14 protein-coding genes are annotated in these 15,577 nt (G+C 60.1%); 6 read left to right on the top strand and 8 right to left on the bottom strand.

Annotated elements, in window-relative coordinates; all coding sequences use genetic code 11:
* Positions 1-42 precede the first annotated feature (42 nt).
* On the top strand, positions 43-1,878 hold the full coding sequence (locus QSK43_RS15335; protein WP_332304152.1) for an ABC transporter ATP-binding protein: 1,836 nt from the start codon (positions 43-45) through the stop codon (positions 1,876-1,878).
* A gap of 6 nt (positions 1,879-1,884) precedes the next feature.
* Here QSK43_RS15335 and QSK43_RS15330 read toward each other — a convergent pair whose 3' ends face one another.
* Together QSK43_RS15330 and QSK43_RS15325 are read right to left on the bottom strand one after the other, a co-directional pair.
* Positions 1,885-2,514 (bottom strand): glutathione S-transferase family protein, encoded by a 630-nt coding sequence (locus QSK43_RS15330; protein WP_332304151.1) that lies wholly within the window; start codon positions 2,512-2,514, stop codon positions 1,885-1,887.
* Position 2,515: 1 nt separating this feature from the next.
* Positions 2,516-2,881 carry an ArsR/SmtB family transcription factor gene (locus tag QSK43_RS15325; RefSeq protein ID WP_332304150.1) on the bottom strand — a complete coding sequence of 122 codons (366 nt, stop codon included), beginning with the start codon at positions 2,879-2,881 and terminating at the stop codon, positions 2,516-2,518.
* Positions 2,882-3,094: 213 nt separating this feature from the next.
* On the opposite strand from QSK43_RS15325, the gene QSK43_RS15320 reads away from it, so the two are divergent.
* The 4 genes from QSK43_RS15320 to QSK43_RS15305 are packed head-to-tail and all read left to right on the top strand — an operon-like array spanning position 3,095 to position 7,964.
* Positions 3,095-3,961, top strand: coding sequence for an ABC transporter substrate-binding protein (locus tag QSK43_RS15320; protein WP_332304149.1), 867 nt, complete (start codon positions 3,095-3,097; stop codon positions 3,959-3,961).
* A complete protein-coding gene (locus tag QSK43_RS15315) occupies positions 3,958-5,085 on the top strand; it encodes an LLM class flavin-dependent oxidoreductase (RefSeq protein ID WP_332304148.1) in 1,128 nt (375 codons plus the stop codon). Before QSK43_RS15320 ends, QSK43_RS15315 begins: the two co-directional genes overlap by 4 nt.
* Positions 5,086-5,116: 31 nt before the next feature.
* The gene (locus tag QSK43_RS15310; RefSeq protein WP_332304147.1) at positions 5,117-6,949 is read left to right on the top strand and encodes a TRAP transporter large permease; all 1,833 of its coding nucleotides are present in this window, start codon (positions 5,117-5,119) and stop codon (positions 6,947-6,949) included.
* Between the two features lie 16 nt (positions 6,950-6,965).
* Entirely contained in the window at positions 6,966-7,964 is a 999-nt protein-coding gene (locus tag QSK43_RS15305) for a TRAP transporter substrate-binding protein (protein ID WP_332304146.1), read from the top strand.
* Positions 7,965-8,020: 56 nt separating this feature from the next.
* Here QSK43_RS15305 and QSK43_RS15300 read toward each other — a convergent pair whose 3' ends face one another.
* Positions 8,021-9,532: an aldehyde dehydrogenase (NADP(+)) gene (locus tag QSK43_RS15300; protein ID WP_332304145.1), complete on the bottom strand. Its 1,512-nt coding sequence runs from the start codon at positions 9,530-9,532 to the stop codon at positions 8,021-8,023.
* A gap of 245 nt (positions 9,533-9,777) precedes the next feature.
* Here QSK43_RS15300 and QSK43_RS15295 point away from each other — a divergent pair, with 245 nt between their 5' ends.
* Positions 9,778-10,131, top strand: coding sequence for an antibiotic resistance protein VanZ (locus tag QSK43_RS15295; RefSeq protein WP_332304144.1), 354 nt, complete (start codon positions 9,778-9,780; stop codon positions 10,129-10,131).
* A gap of 27 nt (positions 10,132-10,158) precedes the next feature.
* Here QSK43_RS15295 and uxuA read toward each other — a convergent pair whose 3' ends face one another.
* From uxuA to QSK43_RS15270, 5 genes are all read right to left on the bottom strand, one after another.
* Positions 10,159-11,367, bottom strand: a complete 1,209-nt coding sequence (uxuA, locus tag QSK43_RS15290; RefSeq protein ID WP_332304143.1) for a mannonate dehydratase — start codon at positions 11,365-11,367, stop codon at positions 10,159-10,161.
* Between the two features lie 16 nt (positions 11,368-11,383).
* Positions 11,384-12,430: an L-idonate 5-dehydrogenase gene (locus QSK43_RS15285; RefSeq protein WP_332304142.1), complete on the bottom strand. Its 1,047-nt coding sequence runs from the start codon at positions 12,428-12,430 to the stop codon at positions 11,384-11,386.
* Positions 12,431-12,503: 73 nt separating this feature from the next.
* The gene (locus tag QSK43_RS15280; RefSeq protein WP_332304141.1) at positions 12,504-13,910 is read right to left on the bottom strand and encodes a TRAP transporter large permease; all 1,407 of its coding nucleotides are present in this window, start codon (positions 13,908-13,910) and stop codon (positions 12,504-12,506) included.
* Positions 13,911-13,913: 3 nt separating this feature from the next.
* Positions 13,914-14,489 carry a TRAP transporter small permease gene (locus QSK43_RS15275; RefSeq protein ID WP_332304140.1) on the bottom strand — a complete coding sequence of 192 codons (576 nt, stop codon included), beginning with the start codon at positions 14,487-14,489 and terminating at the stop codon, positions 13,914-13,916.
* A 73-nt stretch (positions 14,490-14,562) separates the two neighbouring features.
* Positions 14,563-15,537: a sialic acid TRAP transporter substrate-binding protein SiaP gene (locus QSK43_RS15270; RefSeq protein WP_045021882.1), complete on the bottom strand. Its 975-nt coding sequence runs from the start codon at positions 15,535-15,537 to the stop codon at positions 14,563-14,565.
* Positions 15,538-15,577 lie beyond the last annotated feature (40 nt).

Genomic DNA, 15,577 nt, shown 5'->3' with positions numbered 1-15,577 from the left:
CCTGCCTGCGCATTGCAACCAGAGGAAAAGAAGGGAACGATCATGACCATGCCGCAGGCAACACCCCTTGGTGCCGAAGACGCTGTGCTTTCCGTCCGCAATCTCACGACATCCTTTCATGTGGATGGCGGATGGAAGCCCGTGGTTCGCGATGTTTCCTTCGATGTCGGGCCGGGCGAGACGGTCGCGATCGTCGGCGAAAGCGGTTCGGGCAAAAGCGTCACTTCGCTTTCCATCATGCGGTTGCTGGATCGGGAAAGCAGCAGGGTAGAGGGCGAAATCCTGCTGGGTGGGCGCAACCTGCTGTCCCTCTCCGAAGATGCCATGCGGCGGGTGAGGGGCAACGATGTTGCCATGATCTTTCAGGAGCCGATGACCAGCCTCAACCCGCTGTTCACAATCGGCGACCAGATTTCCGAAGCCTTGCTGTGCCACCAGCCGATGTCGAAAACCGAGGCCAGGGCGGAGACGGTTCGCCTGCTCGAAAAGGTCCGCATACCGTCCGCCGCATCGCGTTTCGATGAATATCCGCATCGCTTTTCCGGCGGCATGCGCCAGCGCGTGATGATCGCTATGGCGCTTGCCTCCCGGCCGAAGCTGCTGATTGCCGATGAGCCGACGACGGCACTCGACGTGACCATTCAGGGCCAGATACTGGATCTCATCAAGACGCTTCAGGAGGAGGAAGGCACCTCCGTCCTGTTCATCACCCATGATATGGGCGTGGTGGCGGAAATCGCCGACCGCACCGTCGTCATGTATCGCGGTGAGCAGGTGGAAGTCGGCGCGACAGCCGATATCTTCCATCGCGGCAAGCACCCCTATACGCGGGCGCTTTTATCTGCCGTTCCGGTTCTCGGCTCCATGACGGGCGAAGAGCGGCCGCTCAGGTTTCCGATCGTCAACACGACCACGGGAGAAACGCAGGAACCGGCGCGCCCGGCCGATACCGTTGACGCTACCGCACAGCCGGTGCTCAAGGTCGAAGGGCTGACCAAGCGCTTCGACATTCGCTCTGGCCTTTTAGGACGGCTCAGTGGCCGCGTGCATGCGGTGGAGAATGTTTCCTTCGATCTCAGGGCTGGTGAAACATTGTCATTGGTGGGCGAAAGCGGTTGCGGCAAATCGACCACCGGGCGCGCCATCATGCGGCTGATCGAGCCGGATGCAGGTTCGGTGATGGTCAATGGTGAAAATATTCTCGCTCTCGACAAGTCCGGCATGCGCGAAATGCGCAAAACGGTGCAGATGATCTTTCAAGACCCCTATGCCTCGCTCAATCCGCGCATGACGGTGGGTGCGGCGATTGCAGAACCCTTTCTGGAACACCGCATGGGAAGCACCTGTGAAGCGAAGGATGTGGTTGCCGACATGCTGGAGAAGGTCGGTCTGGCACCCGATATGGCGGCGCGTTACCCGCATGAATTTTCTGGCGGTCAGCGCCAGCGCATCTGTATCGCCCGCGCGCTTGCGCTCCGCCCGAAGGTGATCGTTGCCGATGAGAGCGTTTCGGCGCTCGACGTTTCGATCAAGGCGCAGGTCATCAACCTGATGCTGGATTTACAACAGAGCCTCGATCTCGCCTTCCTGTTCATCAGCCATGACATGGCGGTGGTGGAACGCGTCAGCCACCGGGTGGCGGTGATGTATCTCGGCGAAATCGTTGAAATCGGCCCGCGCGCGGCGGTGTTCGACAATCCGCAGCATGACTATACTCGCAAGCTGATGGCCGCGGTGCCGGTGCCGGACCCGGACCGCCGCAACACCCGGCGCGGTGCGGCAAATGACGAGCTGAAAAGCCCGATCCGCGCGGTCGATTATGTCGTGAAACCGCGTGAGTATCGCGAGGTCTCCCCCGGCCACCTTGTCGCCTGTTAAAGCAGATTAAAGACCCGGTACGTCGGAAGTCGCGAAAGGCACGCGGTAACCGCGCCGGAAGGTTTCGCGTTGTCCGAGCTGGCGATACCATTGCTGTACCGCCGGAAATTCGTCGAGGTCGATCCTGTGGCGCGCGAAACGCGAGACCCATGGCCAGATGGCGATATCAGCTATCGAAAAATCTCCGGCGATGAATTCCCTGCCCGTTAGTCGCTCGTTCAATGTGCGATAGAGGCGCTCCGTATCCGAAGCGAAACGCGTCTCGGCAAAGGGTGCCTGTCCGGCATTGTAGGTCAGGAAATAGTGGGCATAACCGAGTGTCGGGCCAAAATTGCCGGCCTGCCACATCAGCCATTCGGTGACTGTCAGCCGCGCAGCAGCGGAGGCAGGCAGAAGCCGCCCGGCCTTTTCAGCGAGATACATAAGGATCGCGTTTGACTCCGTCAGAACGGTGCCAGTATCGCGATCGATGATCGCCGGGATTTTCGAGCCGGGATTGATGCGGGTATAGTCGGCTGAGAATTGTTCGCCTTTTTCGATGTCGATGGTGTGGCTAACATAGGGCAGGCCGAGTTCTTCCAGCGCAATCGAGATTTTAAGGCCGTTCGGAGTGATCCAAGTGTAAAGATCGATCATGCTAATCGAACATCGCCTCATCTAAGGGCAAAGCGCCCCTGCCTTTCTTGCCGGTCACGTCGGAAAGATCAATATAAAGACCACGCAATGTCAGAACCAGCTGGATAATGCGCGGATCGGTGACACGGTAGATCACCTGCTTACCTTCGCGCGAGCCTTCGATCACACCCGCGTCGCGCAATTCGGCAAGCTGCTGGGAAAGCGTTGGCTGCTGAATGCCGAGTTCATATTCCAGCGCGGAAACGGAGGCTTCCGTTTCCATGAGATAACAGACGATGGCCAGGCGATTGGCATTGGCGACAAGCTTCAAAAGTTCGCTCGCTTCCACCACGCTGCGGCAGATGAGATTGGAAACCGGTTTCGTCACGATTACAGGCCCATTTTTTCAAACTATAAAAAAGTAAATTGTCTAGCGATAAATTTCAATGGCTTGGTGAGATTCCACTTTGGCTGGATCGAGCATTTTTTAAAATCTACAGGATTGGTAGATTTCTCTTTCGCATTCCGGTGAAGGATCGCCAAAACGTTCCTCGAAAACACTCTATAAAAAAGTAGATTGATTGCGAAATGAGGTGTCGACATGAAAATCGGGGTCCATCCCAACAATCTGCATTTGCGGCTCGCCCGGCTCTGGCCCGGCGCCTTTGAGGAATTCGATCCGGAATTCGTGCCCTATCGTGAAGGGCGTGATACGGCGGCGCTTCTGGAGAAGGGCGACATCCATTTCGGCGGCACGGGTTCGACGCCACCCATCGAAGCGGATGCGCGTGGGCTTTCCGCAGTCTATATCGCCGCCTCGGCCCCGAGGCCTGCAAATGGCGCGATCCTTGTGCGGCGTGACAGCCCGATCCGCTCTGCGGCAGATCTCTCGGGAAAACGCATATCGCTGATCGACGGGTCGTTTCATACTTATCTTCTGGCGCGAAGCCTGGAAGGAGCGGGGCTTGGTCTTGCGGATGTGACACGCATCGAAAGCGGCGACAGCGATAGCCTGCGCGACCTCGTGGAAGGCCGCGTCGATGCCTGGGTGACGATGTCGCCTCGGCTGGAAAAAGCCCTGACCCATGACGGGATCAGTCTTCTGGTCCGTTGCGGCTCCACCATTCCCAACCGCTCGCTGTTCTGGACGCTTGCGCGTCACAACATCACACTTGAGATGAGGCAGGCGATTGCCGCCGAACTGGACCGCGTTGGCCGCGCCGTCATGGCGGATATAGACAAGGCCTCAGCCCTTCTCGCCGCCGAGCCGGGCAGCGAGGGCGACGCGCAGTCCTGGGCGAAGGTATTGCGCTCGCGCGATCTTTCGGTGGTGCCCGCCGCCGAAAATATCCTTGCCGAACAGCAGGAGGAGGCCGATACGCTTTACAGGCACGGCCATTTCTCTTTACCGGTTCTGACCGGGCAAAGCCCGACCCCACAATCAGCCAGCGCGGGAGGCGACAGATGAATGTTTTCTGGTACATGTGCGCGCCCGATGGCGCCTATCCCTGGCAACCGGAAGGATCCCGCAAGGTCGATCTCGGTTATTACAAGCAGCTGGCGCTTGCTTATGACCAGCTTGGTTACACCGGCGCACTGTTTGCCACTGGCGCGCATGACGTCTGGGTTCTGGCGGGCGCACTTCTCTCTTATACCGAGCGGCTGAAGTTTCTGGTCGCCATTCACCCGGGCCTTGTCGCGCCAACGCTGCTCGCCAAGATGGCGGCGACGCTTCAGGAGTTTTCGCGTGGACGCCTGCTGATCAATGTCGTTTCGGGCGATGCAAAGATGCTCGGCGCTTACGGCATGACCATGCCGCATGATGAGCGCTACGATATGGCGGATGAATATCTGCAGATCTGGCACCGTCTTTTTGCCGGTGAGACGGTCGATTTCAAGGGGCGGCATTTCCAGACCGAAGGCGCAAAGCTCGCGCTGCCGGTGGGGCAGGGCATAGAGCCGCCGCCTCTATGGTTCGGCGGTTCTTCGGAGAAGGCGATCGATGTTGCGGCCAAACATGTCGAGACCTATCTTTCCTGGGGCGAAACGCCCGATCAGATCGGGGCGAAGGTCGATCTCGTCAAGGCACGAGCGGAAAAGCTTGGCCGCGAGCTGGAATACGGCATTCGCCTCTATGTTATTGTGCGTGATACCGATGAAGAGGCATGGGCTGCCGCCGCCGATCTTTACGGGCGCATGGACGAGCGTGCCATTGCCGCCAACCAGCGTTTCGTCGGTAAGACGGATTCCGTCGGCCAGCAGCGCATGACGGCGATGCATGGCGGGCAGAAGCCTGAGAACCTGCGCGATCTCGAAATTGCACCCAATCTCTGGGCCGGCATCGGCCTCGTCCGGCCGGGGCCGGGCACCGCGATTGTCGGTTCGCCCGATACCGTCATCCGCACGCTTGAGGCCTATAAAAAGGCGGGCGTGAATACCTTTATTCTGTCCGGCATGCCATTGCTGGAAGAGGCTTTCCGCTTCGGGGAAAAGGTTCTTCCGCGACTTGATGTATCGCGCGAAGTCTCGTCGGCGAAACAATTCACCTGGTCGACTTTGTTCGACCGCGACCTCTCGGCCAAGGCATCCTGAGCATGGCCTTCCGGGAGTGGAGGAAAAAGACATGACGGCAAGTCCGGCAACAACAATTGCACAACGGCGCATCGGCCCGCAGCGCGTGGCGGAGCGGGCGCTTGCCGTTCTGGACAAGGCGCTCGGCGCGGTCGCCGCTGCCATCCTTGCCACGCTTCTTGTGGTGGTGCTGGTCAATGTCGCCCTGCGTTATCTGTTTCACACCGGCTTCATCGGCGCGGAAGACCTCGGCATCTGGCTGCATGTGGCCATGATCGCGGTTGGCGCGCCGCTCAGTCTCAAAAGTGCGCTTGCCATGCGGCTCGATGTTTTCGTGCGATTTTTGCCTGAGCGTTTTCACGCCGCAACTGAAGTTCTGGCCGACGCCTTCTCCTTCGTCGCAGCGCTCATCCTCGCCTTCGGCGGGGTGGAGATCGCGGCGATGCTGGGCGGAACCTCTCCGACGCTCGGCCTGCCGGAATGGGTGCGTTTCGGCTTTCTCGGCGCAGGCGGTGCGCTGATCCTTCTCTATCTCGCGCTTCAGCGCGTCAGTGAAGGTAAGGCGCTTGCCGTTCTCGCGTCTCTCGCCATCGCAATTCTGGCCTATGTCGGTCTGCCGGAAGTTTTCGTCGATACCAGCCTGCCGCCCAGCCTGTTTCTGGCGCTGACGGCGGCGGTGGGGCTGGTGCTGGCGGCACCGCTCGCCCATGCCTTTCTCGCGGCCGCCTATGTGGCGATCGCCTTCGGTAGCACCTTGCCGGAGCCGGCCATCGTTTCCTCGACGGTAACAGGCATGTCGAAATTCCTGTTGCTCGCCATCCCCTTCTTCCTGCTGGCCGGAAGCCTGCTGACGGAATCGGGCGTCGCCAACCAGCTGGTCCGGTTCGCCGCTTCCATGGTCGGGCATCGTCGGGCGGGACTGGCGCAAACGACGCTGTTGACCAGCGTGCTGTTTTCTGGCGCATCCGGTTCCTCGGTCGCCAACGCCGCCTTCGGCGCCTCCACCTTCCAGCCGGAACTGGTGAAACACGGATATCCGCCGGCACAGGCGGGTGCGATCATCGCTGCCACTTCGGTGCTTGACAATGTCATCCCGCCCTCCATCGCTTTCCTGATCCTTGCAACGGCCACCAACCTGTCGGTCGGTTCGCTGCTGGTCGGCGGCTTCTTTGCCGGCGGGCTGATGGCGATCTGCCTTGCGGTGGCGATCCATTTGAGCGTGCGCAGCGTTGATACGCTGCCGCGCGCCACGGGTAGCGAACGCTGGCGTTCGGCCGTGGCGGCCATTCCCGCCTTCGGTCTCGGCGTCATCGTGGTGGTCGGCATCCGCATCGGCGTCGTCACCACCACGGAAGCGGCGGCACTTGCGGCGCTTTATACGCTGCTTCTCGGCTTCGGTTACCGGCTGGGCGCGGGCCGTATTTTCGCAACCTTCCGGCAATCGGCCGGGGAGGCGGCGGCCATCGGCCTTCTGATCGGCACGGCGGGTCCCTTCGCCTTCCTGCTGGCGGTGGACAATGTTTCAGGCCTCGTCACGGATTTCGTCACCCTGCTCGGCGGCAGCAAGATCGCGGTGCTTCTGCTCTCCAACCTCATCCTGCTCGCGGTCGGGCTGGTGCTGGATATCGGTGCGGCCATCCTGCTGTTCGGGCCGATCCTGTTGCCCGCAGCCGTTGCCGCCGGTATCGATCCGATCCATTTCGGCGTCATTCTGGTGGTCAACCTGATGATCCATGGCCTCACACCACCGCTCGGCATGCTGATCTTCGTGGTCAGCGGCGTCACCCGCATTCCAGCGACGGCGCTTTTCCAGGCCGTCATTCCCTATCTCTTATCCCTTCTCGTTTCCCTCGCCATTCTGTGCGCCTGGGCCATTGTCTTCTAAATTCGGGGTTTTATTCATGACTATTATCGATCGTCGCAATCTCCTGAAGCTCTCCGCAGCAGGCGCTGCGGCACTTGCCGCGCCCGCCTTCGTCCGCACCGCAAACGCCAGGACCCGTAACATTACGGTCGCCTCGCTGTTTGCCGACGACAAGCCGGAGACGAAAATCTGGGTGAAGATCAGCGAGCTGGTGGAGGCGAAGCTGCCCGGCCGTTTCCGTTTCAACATTGTCAAAAGCGGTGCGCTGGGCGGTGAAAAGGAAGTGGCGGAAAACATCCGTCTCGGATCGGTTCAGGCGAGCCTTTCCACGGTCTCCTCGCTCTCCGGCTGGGTTCCGGAATTGCAAATCCTCGATCTGCCTTTCCTGTTCCGCGATGCCGACCATGTGCGCAAAGTGGTGACGGGCGAGACCGGCAGCGAGCTGAAGACCAAGCTTGGCGCGCAGCAGTTCGTTGCCGTGGACTTCATCAATTACGGCGCGCGCCATCTCCTGACCAAGGAGCCGGTGACCCGGCCGGAGCAACTGAAAGGCAAGAAGATCCGCGTCATCCAGAGCCCGCTGCACACCAAGCTGTGGAGCGCCTTCGGCACCACGCCGGTCGGTATTCCCATCACCGAGACCTATAATGCGCTGTCAACCGGCGTGGCCGACGCCATGGATCTGACCAAGTCGGCCTATGCCGGATTCAAGCTTTACGAGGTCGTGCCCTATATGACCGAGACCGGCCATATCTGGGCATCGGGCGTGGTTTATTACGGTGCGGCTTTCTGGAACCAGCTGGACGATGAGGAGAAGAAGGTTCTCTCGGAGGCTTCCAGCGAAGGCGCTCTCTATTTCAACCAGCTGATCGTCGAGGACGAGGCGAAATCCGTCGAGCTTGCGGTCTCTAAGGGCGGCAAGGTGTTGCAGCCGGAAGCGTTGGATGAATGGCGCAAGGGCGCGCAGGGTGTCTGGCAGGATTTCGCCGGCACGGTCGGCGGCGTCGAGAAGATACAGGCAATCCAGTCGGCCTGAGCCCTGGTTTTATTCAATGAATGGGAGGGCGCGTGAGCGCCCTCCCATTTTTCTGATCAGCGGATATCCTGCGGCAGAACGTCCGAAGGAATGTTCTGGTAGGAAACCGGGCGCGTGAAGCGGCGGATCGACATTGTGCCGACCGAGGTTGCGCCGAAATTCGTCGAGGCCGGATAAGGGCCGCCGTGAACCATGGCTTCGGAGACTTCTACGCCGGTCGGGAACCCGTTGGCGAGAACGCGGCCTGCCTTGCGTTCGAGAATCGGCAGAAGCTTGCGGCCAAGTTCGGCGTCACCGGCATCGAGATGCATGGTCGCCGTCAGCTGGCCTTCGAAGCTTTTTGCGACTTCGATCATTTCCTCGGCGCTGTCGACCGTCACGATCAGGCCGAGCGGTCCGAAGACCTCTTCGGAAAGCGCGTGGTTGGCGACCCAGTCCTTGCCGGAAACGCGGAACAGATAGGGTGTCGCGTTGCGCAGGTCGCAGCTGGTGGTCAGCACGTCGCGCACGCCGCTACCGGCAGCGATACGGTCACGACCGTCACGATAGGCAGCGGCGATACCGTCGGTCAGCATCACCTGCGGGCCGACTTCGGAAAGAGCTGCACGGGCAGTTTCCGCCACTGCATCGGCCTGCGAAGCAAGAACGACGGCGATGCCGGGATTGGTGCAGAACTGGCCGGCACCCATGGCGAGCGAACCGGCCCAGCCCTTGGCGATGGCTTCACCGCGCGCGGAAACGGCTTCCGGCAGCAGGAACATTGGGTTGACAGAACCGAGTTCGCCGTAGAACGGGATCGGCTCGGGGCGCTGGGCGCAGAGATCGAACAGCGCGCGGCCACCGGCGAGTGAGCCGGTGAAGCCGACTGCCTTGATGCGCGGATGCTGGACGAGCGCGGAACCGACATCGCGGCGGCCGCCCTGGATCAGCGAGAAGACGCCGGGATGCAGATTGTGCTTCTTGACGGCTGCGAGAACCGCTTCAGCCACGATTTCGCCGGTGCCGGGATGGGCCGAATGGCCCTTGACGACAACCGGGCAGCCGGCTGCCAGAGCGGCCGCCGTGTCGCCGCCAGCCGTCGAAAAGGCGAGCGGGAAGTTGGAAGCGCCGAACACTGCGACAGGGCCGATCGGGCGCTGCATCAGACGGATATCCGGGCGCGGCAGCGGCTGGCGGTCAGGCAGCGCTTCGTCATGGCGGCGGTCGAGATAGTCGCCCTTGCGGATATGCGATGCGAACAGGCGAAGCTGGCCGGTGGTGCGGCCGCGCTCACCCTGCAGGCGTCCTGCGGGCAGGCCGGTTTCGGACGAGCCGATTTCCGTGATGGCGTCGGCGCGGGCCTCGATTTCATCGGCGATGGTGTCGAGGAATGCAGCGCGCTCTTCGCGGGTGGTGTAACCATAGCTCCAGAAGGCTTCTTCGGCTGCTTCTGCGGCCGCATTCACCAGATCGACGGTGCCGACCGAAAAATCGAAAGCTTCGCCATGTGCAGGCTCACTGCGGAATTTCGCATCCGTAGCGACCCATTCTCCTGCAACCAGATGTTTGCCGTGCGGCTTGAAACTCATTGTGCTCTTCCCTGAAAAATCTGATCCTGTGTGGAAAATCCACCCGATACCGTAAAACCGGACCGAAGGGCGACAGCCTCATGGCCATCAGCCGCGATCCTTGTCCGGTCGCCTTCTGCCTTAGCCCGAGTAGGGCGTCAGCGAAAGCCGGTTTGTGCAGTATCCGTTCAAAAAGTGTGATTTATTGGGCGGTGAAAGAAAAAGACGATCTTCCGTTTACGCGCACGGCGCTCTATTGTGACGCCATGATGACAAACAGATTTCCGAAATACGTCGCCTGGTCAATTTTTTTGCTGATCGTGATTGTCACGGTTTGCCCGATCGGACTTCGGCCCCACACGCTGACCACGGTCGGTCTGGACCGCGCCGCCGCTTTTGCCTTCTGTTCCGCCGCCTTTGTGGTGGCCTATCCGCGTTACTGGCTTGCCGTCATAGCGGCGGGTGTCGCTGCCGCTTTCGGCATCGAGGCGCTGCAATTTCTGTCGCCGACGCGGCATCCGCATATGATGGATGCGGTGGTGAAAGCCGCAGGTGCCATCGCTGGCGGGCTTGCTGTCTGTTCATATCTCCTGTTCAGGACGCGATTGGCCGCAAGCTGAGGAGCTGCCGGCGGCCAATATTTCCGCTCAATGCGCTGGTTTCGCCAATCCGAAACGGCCATGCGACAGCGTGCGCTCGATACCGCGCAGTTCGGCGAGCCCTTTCAGGCGGCCGATAGCGGGATAACCCGGCTGCGCCCCGCGCGTCAGGTCATCAAGGATTTCCTGGCCGTGATCGGGCCGCATCGGAATGGTGTGGTCTTCACGTCCTTCGGCCCGGCGCCGGGCTTCCTCTGACAGAAGGGCGGCAATAACGGCCACCATATCCGTTCCACCTTCCAGATGCTCGTCCTCGAAGAAGGAGCAGGGCACGGTGTCGGTGTCGCGCGTCACGTTGCGCAGATGCACGAAATGGATGCGATCGGCAAAACGGCTGGCGATGAAGGGCAGGTCGTTGTCGGCCCGCGCACCGAGCGAACCGGTGCACAGCGTCACGCCATTGGCGCGGCTATCGACCTGCGACAACATATGGGCGTAGTCTGCCTCAGTTGAGAGGATACGCGGCAGGCCGAGCAGCGGCCATGGCGGATCGTCTCCGTGGGCGCAGATATTAATGCCGACTTCATCGGCAATGGGTGCGACCTCCGAGAGAAAATCGATCAGGTTTTGCTGCAGCCTCTCACGGTTGATACCATGGTAGGAGCGGAGTTTTTCCAGAAGCTGATCGAGCGTGTACCCATCCGCCGAGCCGGGCAGGCCCGCGCCGATATTGCGCCCGAGTGCAGAGATTTTTGCGTCCGGCATTTCGGCGAAACGTCTTGCCGCAGCCTCGATCAACCAGTCGGGATAATCGGTTTTAGCGTCGGGGCGTTTCAGGATGTGAATATCGAAGGCCGAGAAATCGGTGAGGTCGAAACGCATCGCTTTTGCGCCGTGCTTCGTTTCCCAGCGCAGGTCGGTACGGGTCCAGTCCAGCACCGGCATGAAATTATAGCAGACGGTGCGAATGCCGGAGGCGGAGAGGCGGCGTAGCGTTTCCTGCCAGTTGGCGATATGGTTTTTCCAGTCGCCCGTCTGCGTCTTGATCTCTTCGGAAACCGGTACGCTTTCGACAACGTCCCAATAAAGTCCACCGGCCTTGATCGCCTCATGTCGTTTGGCGATTTCATCCGCCGGCCACACGTCACCAGTTGCGATGTGGTGCAGCGCGCTGACGATGCCTTCCGCTCCCGCCTGAGCCGCATCCTGAACCGTGACCTTGTCCACCGGACCGAACCAGCGCCATGTGTGTCTCATCTTTAATCCTCAAATATCATTCTGCGGAAAATGTCAGTTGTACCTTGCAGGCGGTGGAGCGGTCTCCCGCCTGTTCGAATGCGGCTTTCGCCTCGGAAAGCGGGAAGCTGTGGGAAATGATCGGCCGCACATCGATCTCCCGCGTGGGAATCAACCCTGCGGCGATCGCGAACTCCTCGTGGAAACGTTGCGAGCCGCGCCAGAGGATTTCCTTGCCGACCAGCGCGTTGAGCGGAATGGTGATGTCGCCGGTGACGCCCACCTGCACGATGGTGCCGCGCGGCCGCACGCAGGCAAATGCCGTGCGGAGCGCCGGCGCTGCGGCGGAGCAATCGAAAATGACGTCGAAATAACCCTTATTGTCCTGATAGGGCAGAAGCGCTTCGGCGTCTTTGGCGACATTGATCGTGCGGTCGGCACCCATGGCGGGCGCCCGCTCCAGCGCGGCGTCGGTCAGATCCGTCGCGACGATGATGTCCGCGCCAGCATGGCGGGCAGCGGCGATGGTCAGGAGGCCGATAGGCCCTGCACCTGTTACCAGCACCTTTGCGCCCTTCAGGTCTCCCGCCTGGGCGACAGCATGCAGGCAAACCGCGAGCGGCTCGGTGCAGGCGGCCTCGGCTGGCGATGTACCCTCTTTGAAAGCCACGCACTGTGTCACTGGCACGACGAGCCGGTCGCGAAACATGCCCTGTTCATGCGGCAGGCGCATGGCGCTGCCCATGAAACGCATTTCGAGGCAATGGATCGGCTGGCCCTTCAGGCAGAAATGGCAATGGCCGCAGGGTTGCGAGGGATTGACGGCGACGAGCTGGCCGATGGTAAGCCCGCTGACGCCTTCACTCAGCGCCCGTACATGGCCGGATGCCTCGTGGCCGCAGATGATCGGCTCACGCACCCGGACGGGGCCGAAACCGCCATCCTGATAATAATGAAGATCGGAGCCGCAAATGCCGCCGGCCGCCATGGTAAGCAGCACTTCGCCGGGACCGGGGGCGGCTAGGTCCTGCGTTTCGACGCGGATGTCCTTAGCGCCGTATAAACGTGCCACGCGTGTCTGCATGATGGGGTCCTTTCATTGGCATTCCTGTTGGAGAACTGCGCGACGCCGGGGGGGGCGCGCAGGTTCTTTTCGGTCAGCGAATAAGGCCGAGCTGGGTGGGCAGCCAGAGCGTGATCGCGGGTATGAACGTGATCAGCGCCAGAGCCACGAAAAGCGGGATCATCCAGGGCAGGATGGCGAGCGTGGTCCGCTCCACCGACATTTTCGAAATACGCGACAGGACGAACAGCACCATGCCGACAGGCGGGGTCAAAAGGCCGATCATCAGGTTGAGCGTCACAATCAGGCCGAGATGGACAGGGTCAATGCCGTATCGGGCGGCAACCGGCATCAGGATAGGAACCAGAATGCTGATGGCGGCAATGGTGTCCAGAAACGCGCCGACAATCAGAAGCAGGATGTTGACGATGATGAGGAAGGTCCACCAGTTATCCGTCATCGCGAACATGAAGTCGGAGAACAGCTGAGCCGCCTGACTGACCGTCAGCAACCATGCAAAGATCGATGCCGCTGTCACGATGAAAAGAACGGACGCTGTCGTTTCTATCGTGTCGAAGCTGGCTTTGGCCAATGTCCTGAACGTCATGGTGCGGTAGCGAACCAAGCCGAGGAAAAGCGACCAAAGCACTGCGGCGACAGCTGCTTCGGTCGGTGTAAACCAGCCCATTGTCATGCCGCCGATCAGAAGAACCGGCGTCATCAACGCCATCACGGCCGAGAAATCATAATACCAGTCGAGTGCGACAAGCACCGCAAGCCCGATAAGGACCGCGACATTGAGCGAGACGCCGGCAAGGATCATCAGATAGACAGCGACGGGGAAACTGAAGACGATCACTATTTCCAGCGCTGCTGAAAGCAGCTGCTTCAGCTCGAAGGGCGTGTCAGAGCCCCAGCCCTTGCGTTTTGCGAAAATATAGACCGTCACCATCATCAGCACGGTCATGACGACGCCAGGTATGATGCCCGCCATAAACAGCGCGCCGATCGACGCGTTGGCCATCATGCCGTAGATCACGAAGGGCAGAGATGGCGGGAAGATTGGGCCGAGCGTCGCCGAAGCTGCCGTGACGCCGACGGCCGCCTCGACAGGATAACCGTGATCCTTCATGGCCTTGATTTCGATGGTGCCGATGCCTGCGGCGTCCGCGAGCGCGGTTCCCGACATGCCGGAAAAAACCACCGAGCCGATGATGTTGACCTGGGCGAGGCCGCCTTTCATCCAGCCGACGAGCGCAAGCGCGAAACGGTAGATGCGGCTTGTGACGCCGGCAATGTTCATCAGATTGCCGGCAAGGATGAAAAACGGAACGGCGATAAGCGGAAAGCTTTCGACGCCGGCAATCATGCGCTGCGCGGCGATGATATCGGGCGCGACGTTGTAGATGATGAGATAAAGAAGCGAGCTGACGGCCATGGAAACGGCCACCGGCGTGCCGATGATAAGAAGCAGAAGAAAGGAGCCGATGAGCAAAAGCATGGTCTAGATTCCCTGTGTGTTTACGGCTTCCTGAGCCTTTTCACGCACGGTTTGCTTGCCGGTGAGGTCCTTGATGAAATTGTGCAGGGCACGAAGGAACATCAGCGCGAAAGCGGCGAAAACGGTGTAGAAGACAATGCCGCGCGGCAGGTCGACGGTGACCATGCGCTCATCGCCGACGATTTCCAGATAACGCCACATCAGCCAGGTGATGTAGGCGAAAAAGCCGATGGTGATGAGATCTACGATCAGTTCCAGAAACCGTCCGACGGGTTTCGGCACGAAGCGATAGATCAGGTCGACGTGAATATGCCGAAACATGCGCACGCACATGACAGAGCCGAGAAAGACAACGACGACGAGGCAATTGGCGGCGATTTCTTCCGTCCAGGCGAAACTGTCGTTCAACACGTAACGGGTGAAGAATTGCAGGAAGACGCTCAGACCCATGCCCCAGAACACGGCAAGGGTTACCCAGTCTTCCACCGCATAGGGCGAAAGATCGACGGGGCCGGTGTCTTCTTCGAAGGCATGCGCCATTTCTTCCACGCTGATGGGCGCGTTGTGAGGATCGGTCATTGGCGGGAACTCCAGTCCGAGGGTCTCGGTTGAACTGTCCCGGCGCCGGATAGCGCCGGGACAGCTTCACGCGTTACTTGATGGCGCGGATAGCGTCCCAGTCGGCTTTTTCGTAGCCGAAGTCTTCAAGCTTCACCTTGTCGATGACGTTCTTCTCGAAGTCCGCCTTGTCGACTTCCGCCACGGTGATGCCCTTGGATTTGAACTCGTCGACCAGAGCCTTTTCACGAGCTTCGATCGTCTTCGTTGTGCGGGCCGCCGCCTCCTGCATCACTTCGGTGAAGATTTTTTTGTCCTCGTCCGACAGGCTGGCCCAGCGGGTTTTGGAAACAAGCGTGTTGAGATGGTCAACGATGTGGCCCGTCAGAACGATGTTCTTCTGAACCTCGAAGAATTTCTTCGCCTCAATCGTCGTCAGCGGGTTTTCTTGGGCCTCGACGGTGCCGTTTTGAAGCGCAAGATAGACTTCGGCAAAGGCGATGGGCGTCGTGTTGGCGCCGCAGGCGCGCGGCATGGCGAGATAGGCCGGAACATCGGGTACGCGCATTTTCAGGCCGGCCATGTCGGCGCATTTCTCAATCGGCTTGTTGGAGGTCGTATGGCGCGTTCCGTAATAGCTGACGGCGACGATATGGTTGCCCGTCTTTTCCTCGTAGCCCTGTGCAAGCTTCTTGAAGACATCGCTTTTGGTGTAGGCGATCAAATGGCTCGGATCACGGAAGATATAGGGAAAGTAGGTGACGCCGATCGGCTTGTGATCCCGCGCGGCGAAACTTGAGCCGGAGATGATGATATCCACCGTGCCAAGCTTAAGGCCCTGGTTGATATCGGCTTCCTTGCCGAGCTGCGAGGCGGGGAAAACATCCACCTTGTAGCGGCCGTCGGTGCGCTTGGCTATCTCTTCCGCCGCCCAGACCGAATCCGTATGGAACGGTTCGGATGTTTCGTAGACATGCGCCCATTTGAGCGCGGTTTGCGCCTGGGCCGCCAGAGCCGAAAGCAGAACTGCGGCTGTTGCGCCCATCAAAGTCGACAATCTGATTTTCATTCTTAATTCCTCCCGAATTAAAGACAGATTTCAGTATTTC

The sequence above is a fragment of the Rhizobium sp. GR12 genome (assembly GCF_036596185.1).
In the GTDB taxonomy this organism is placed as follows: Bacteria; Pseudomonadota; Alphaproteobacteria; order Rhizobiales; family Rhizobiaceae; genus Agrobacterium; species Agrobacterium nepotum.
This window is presented reverse-complemented; position numbering and strand designations above follow the sequence as displayed.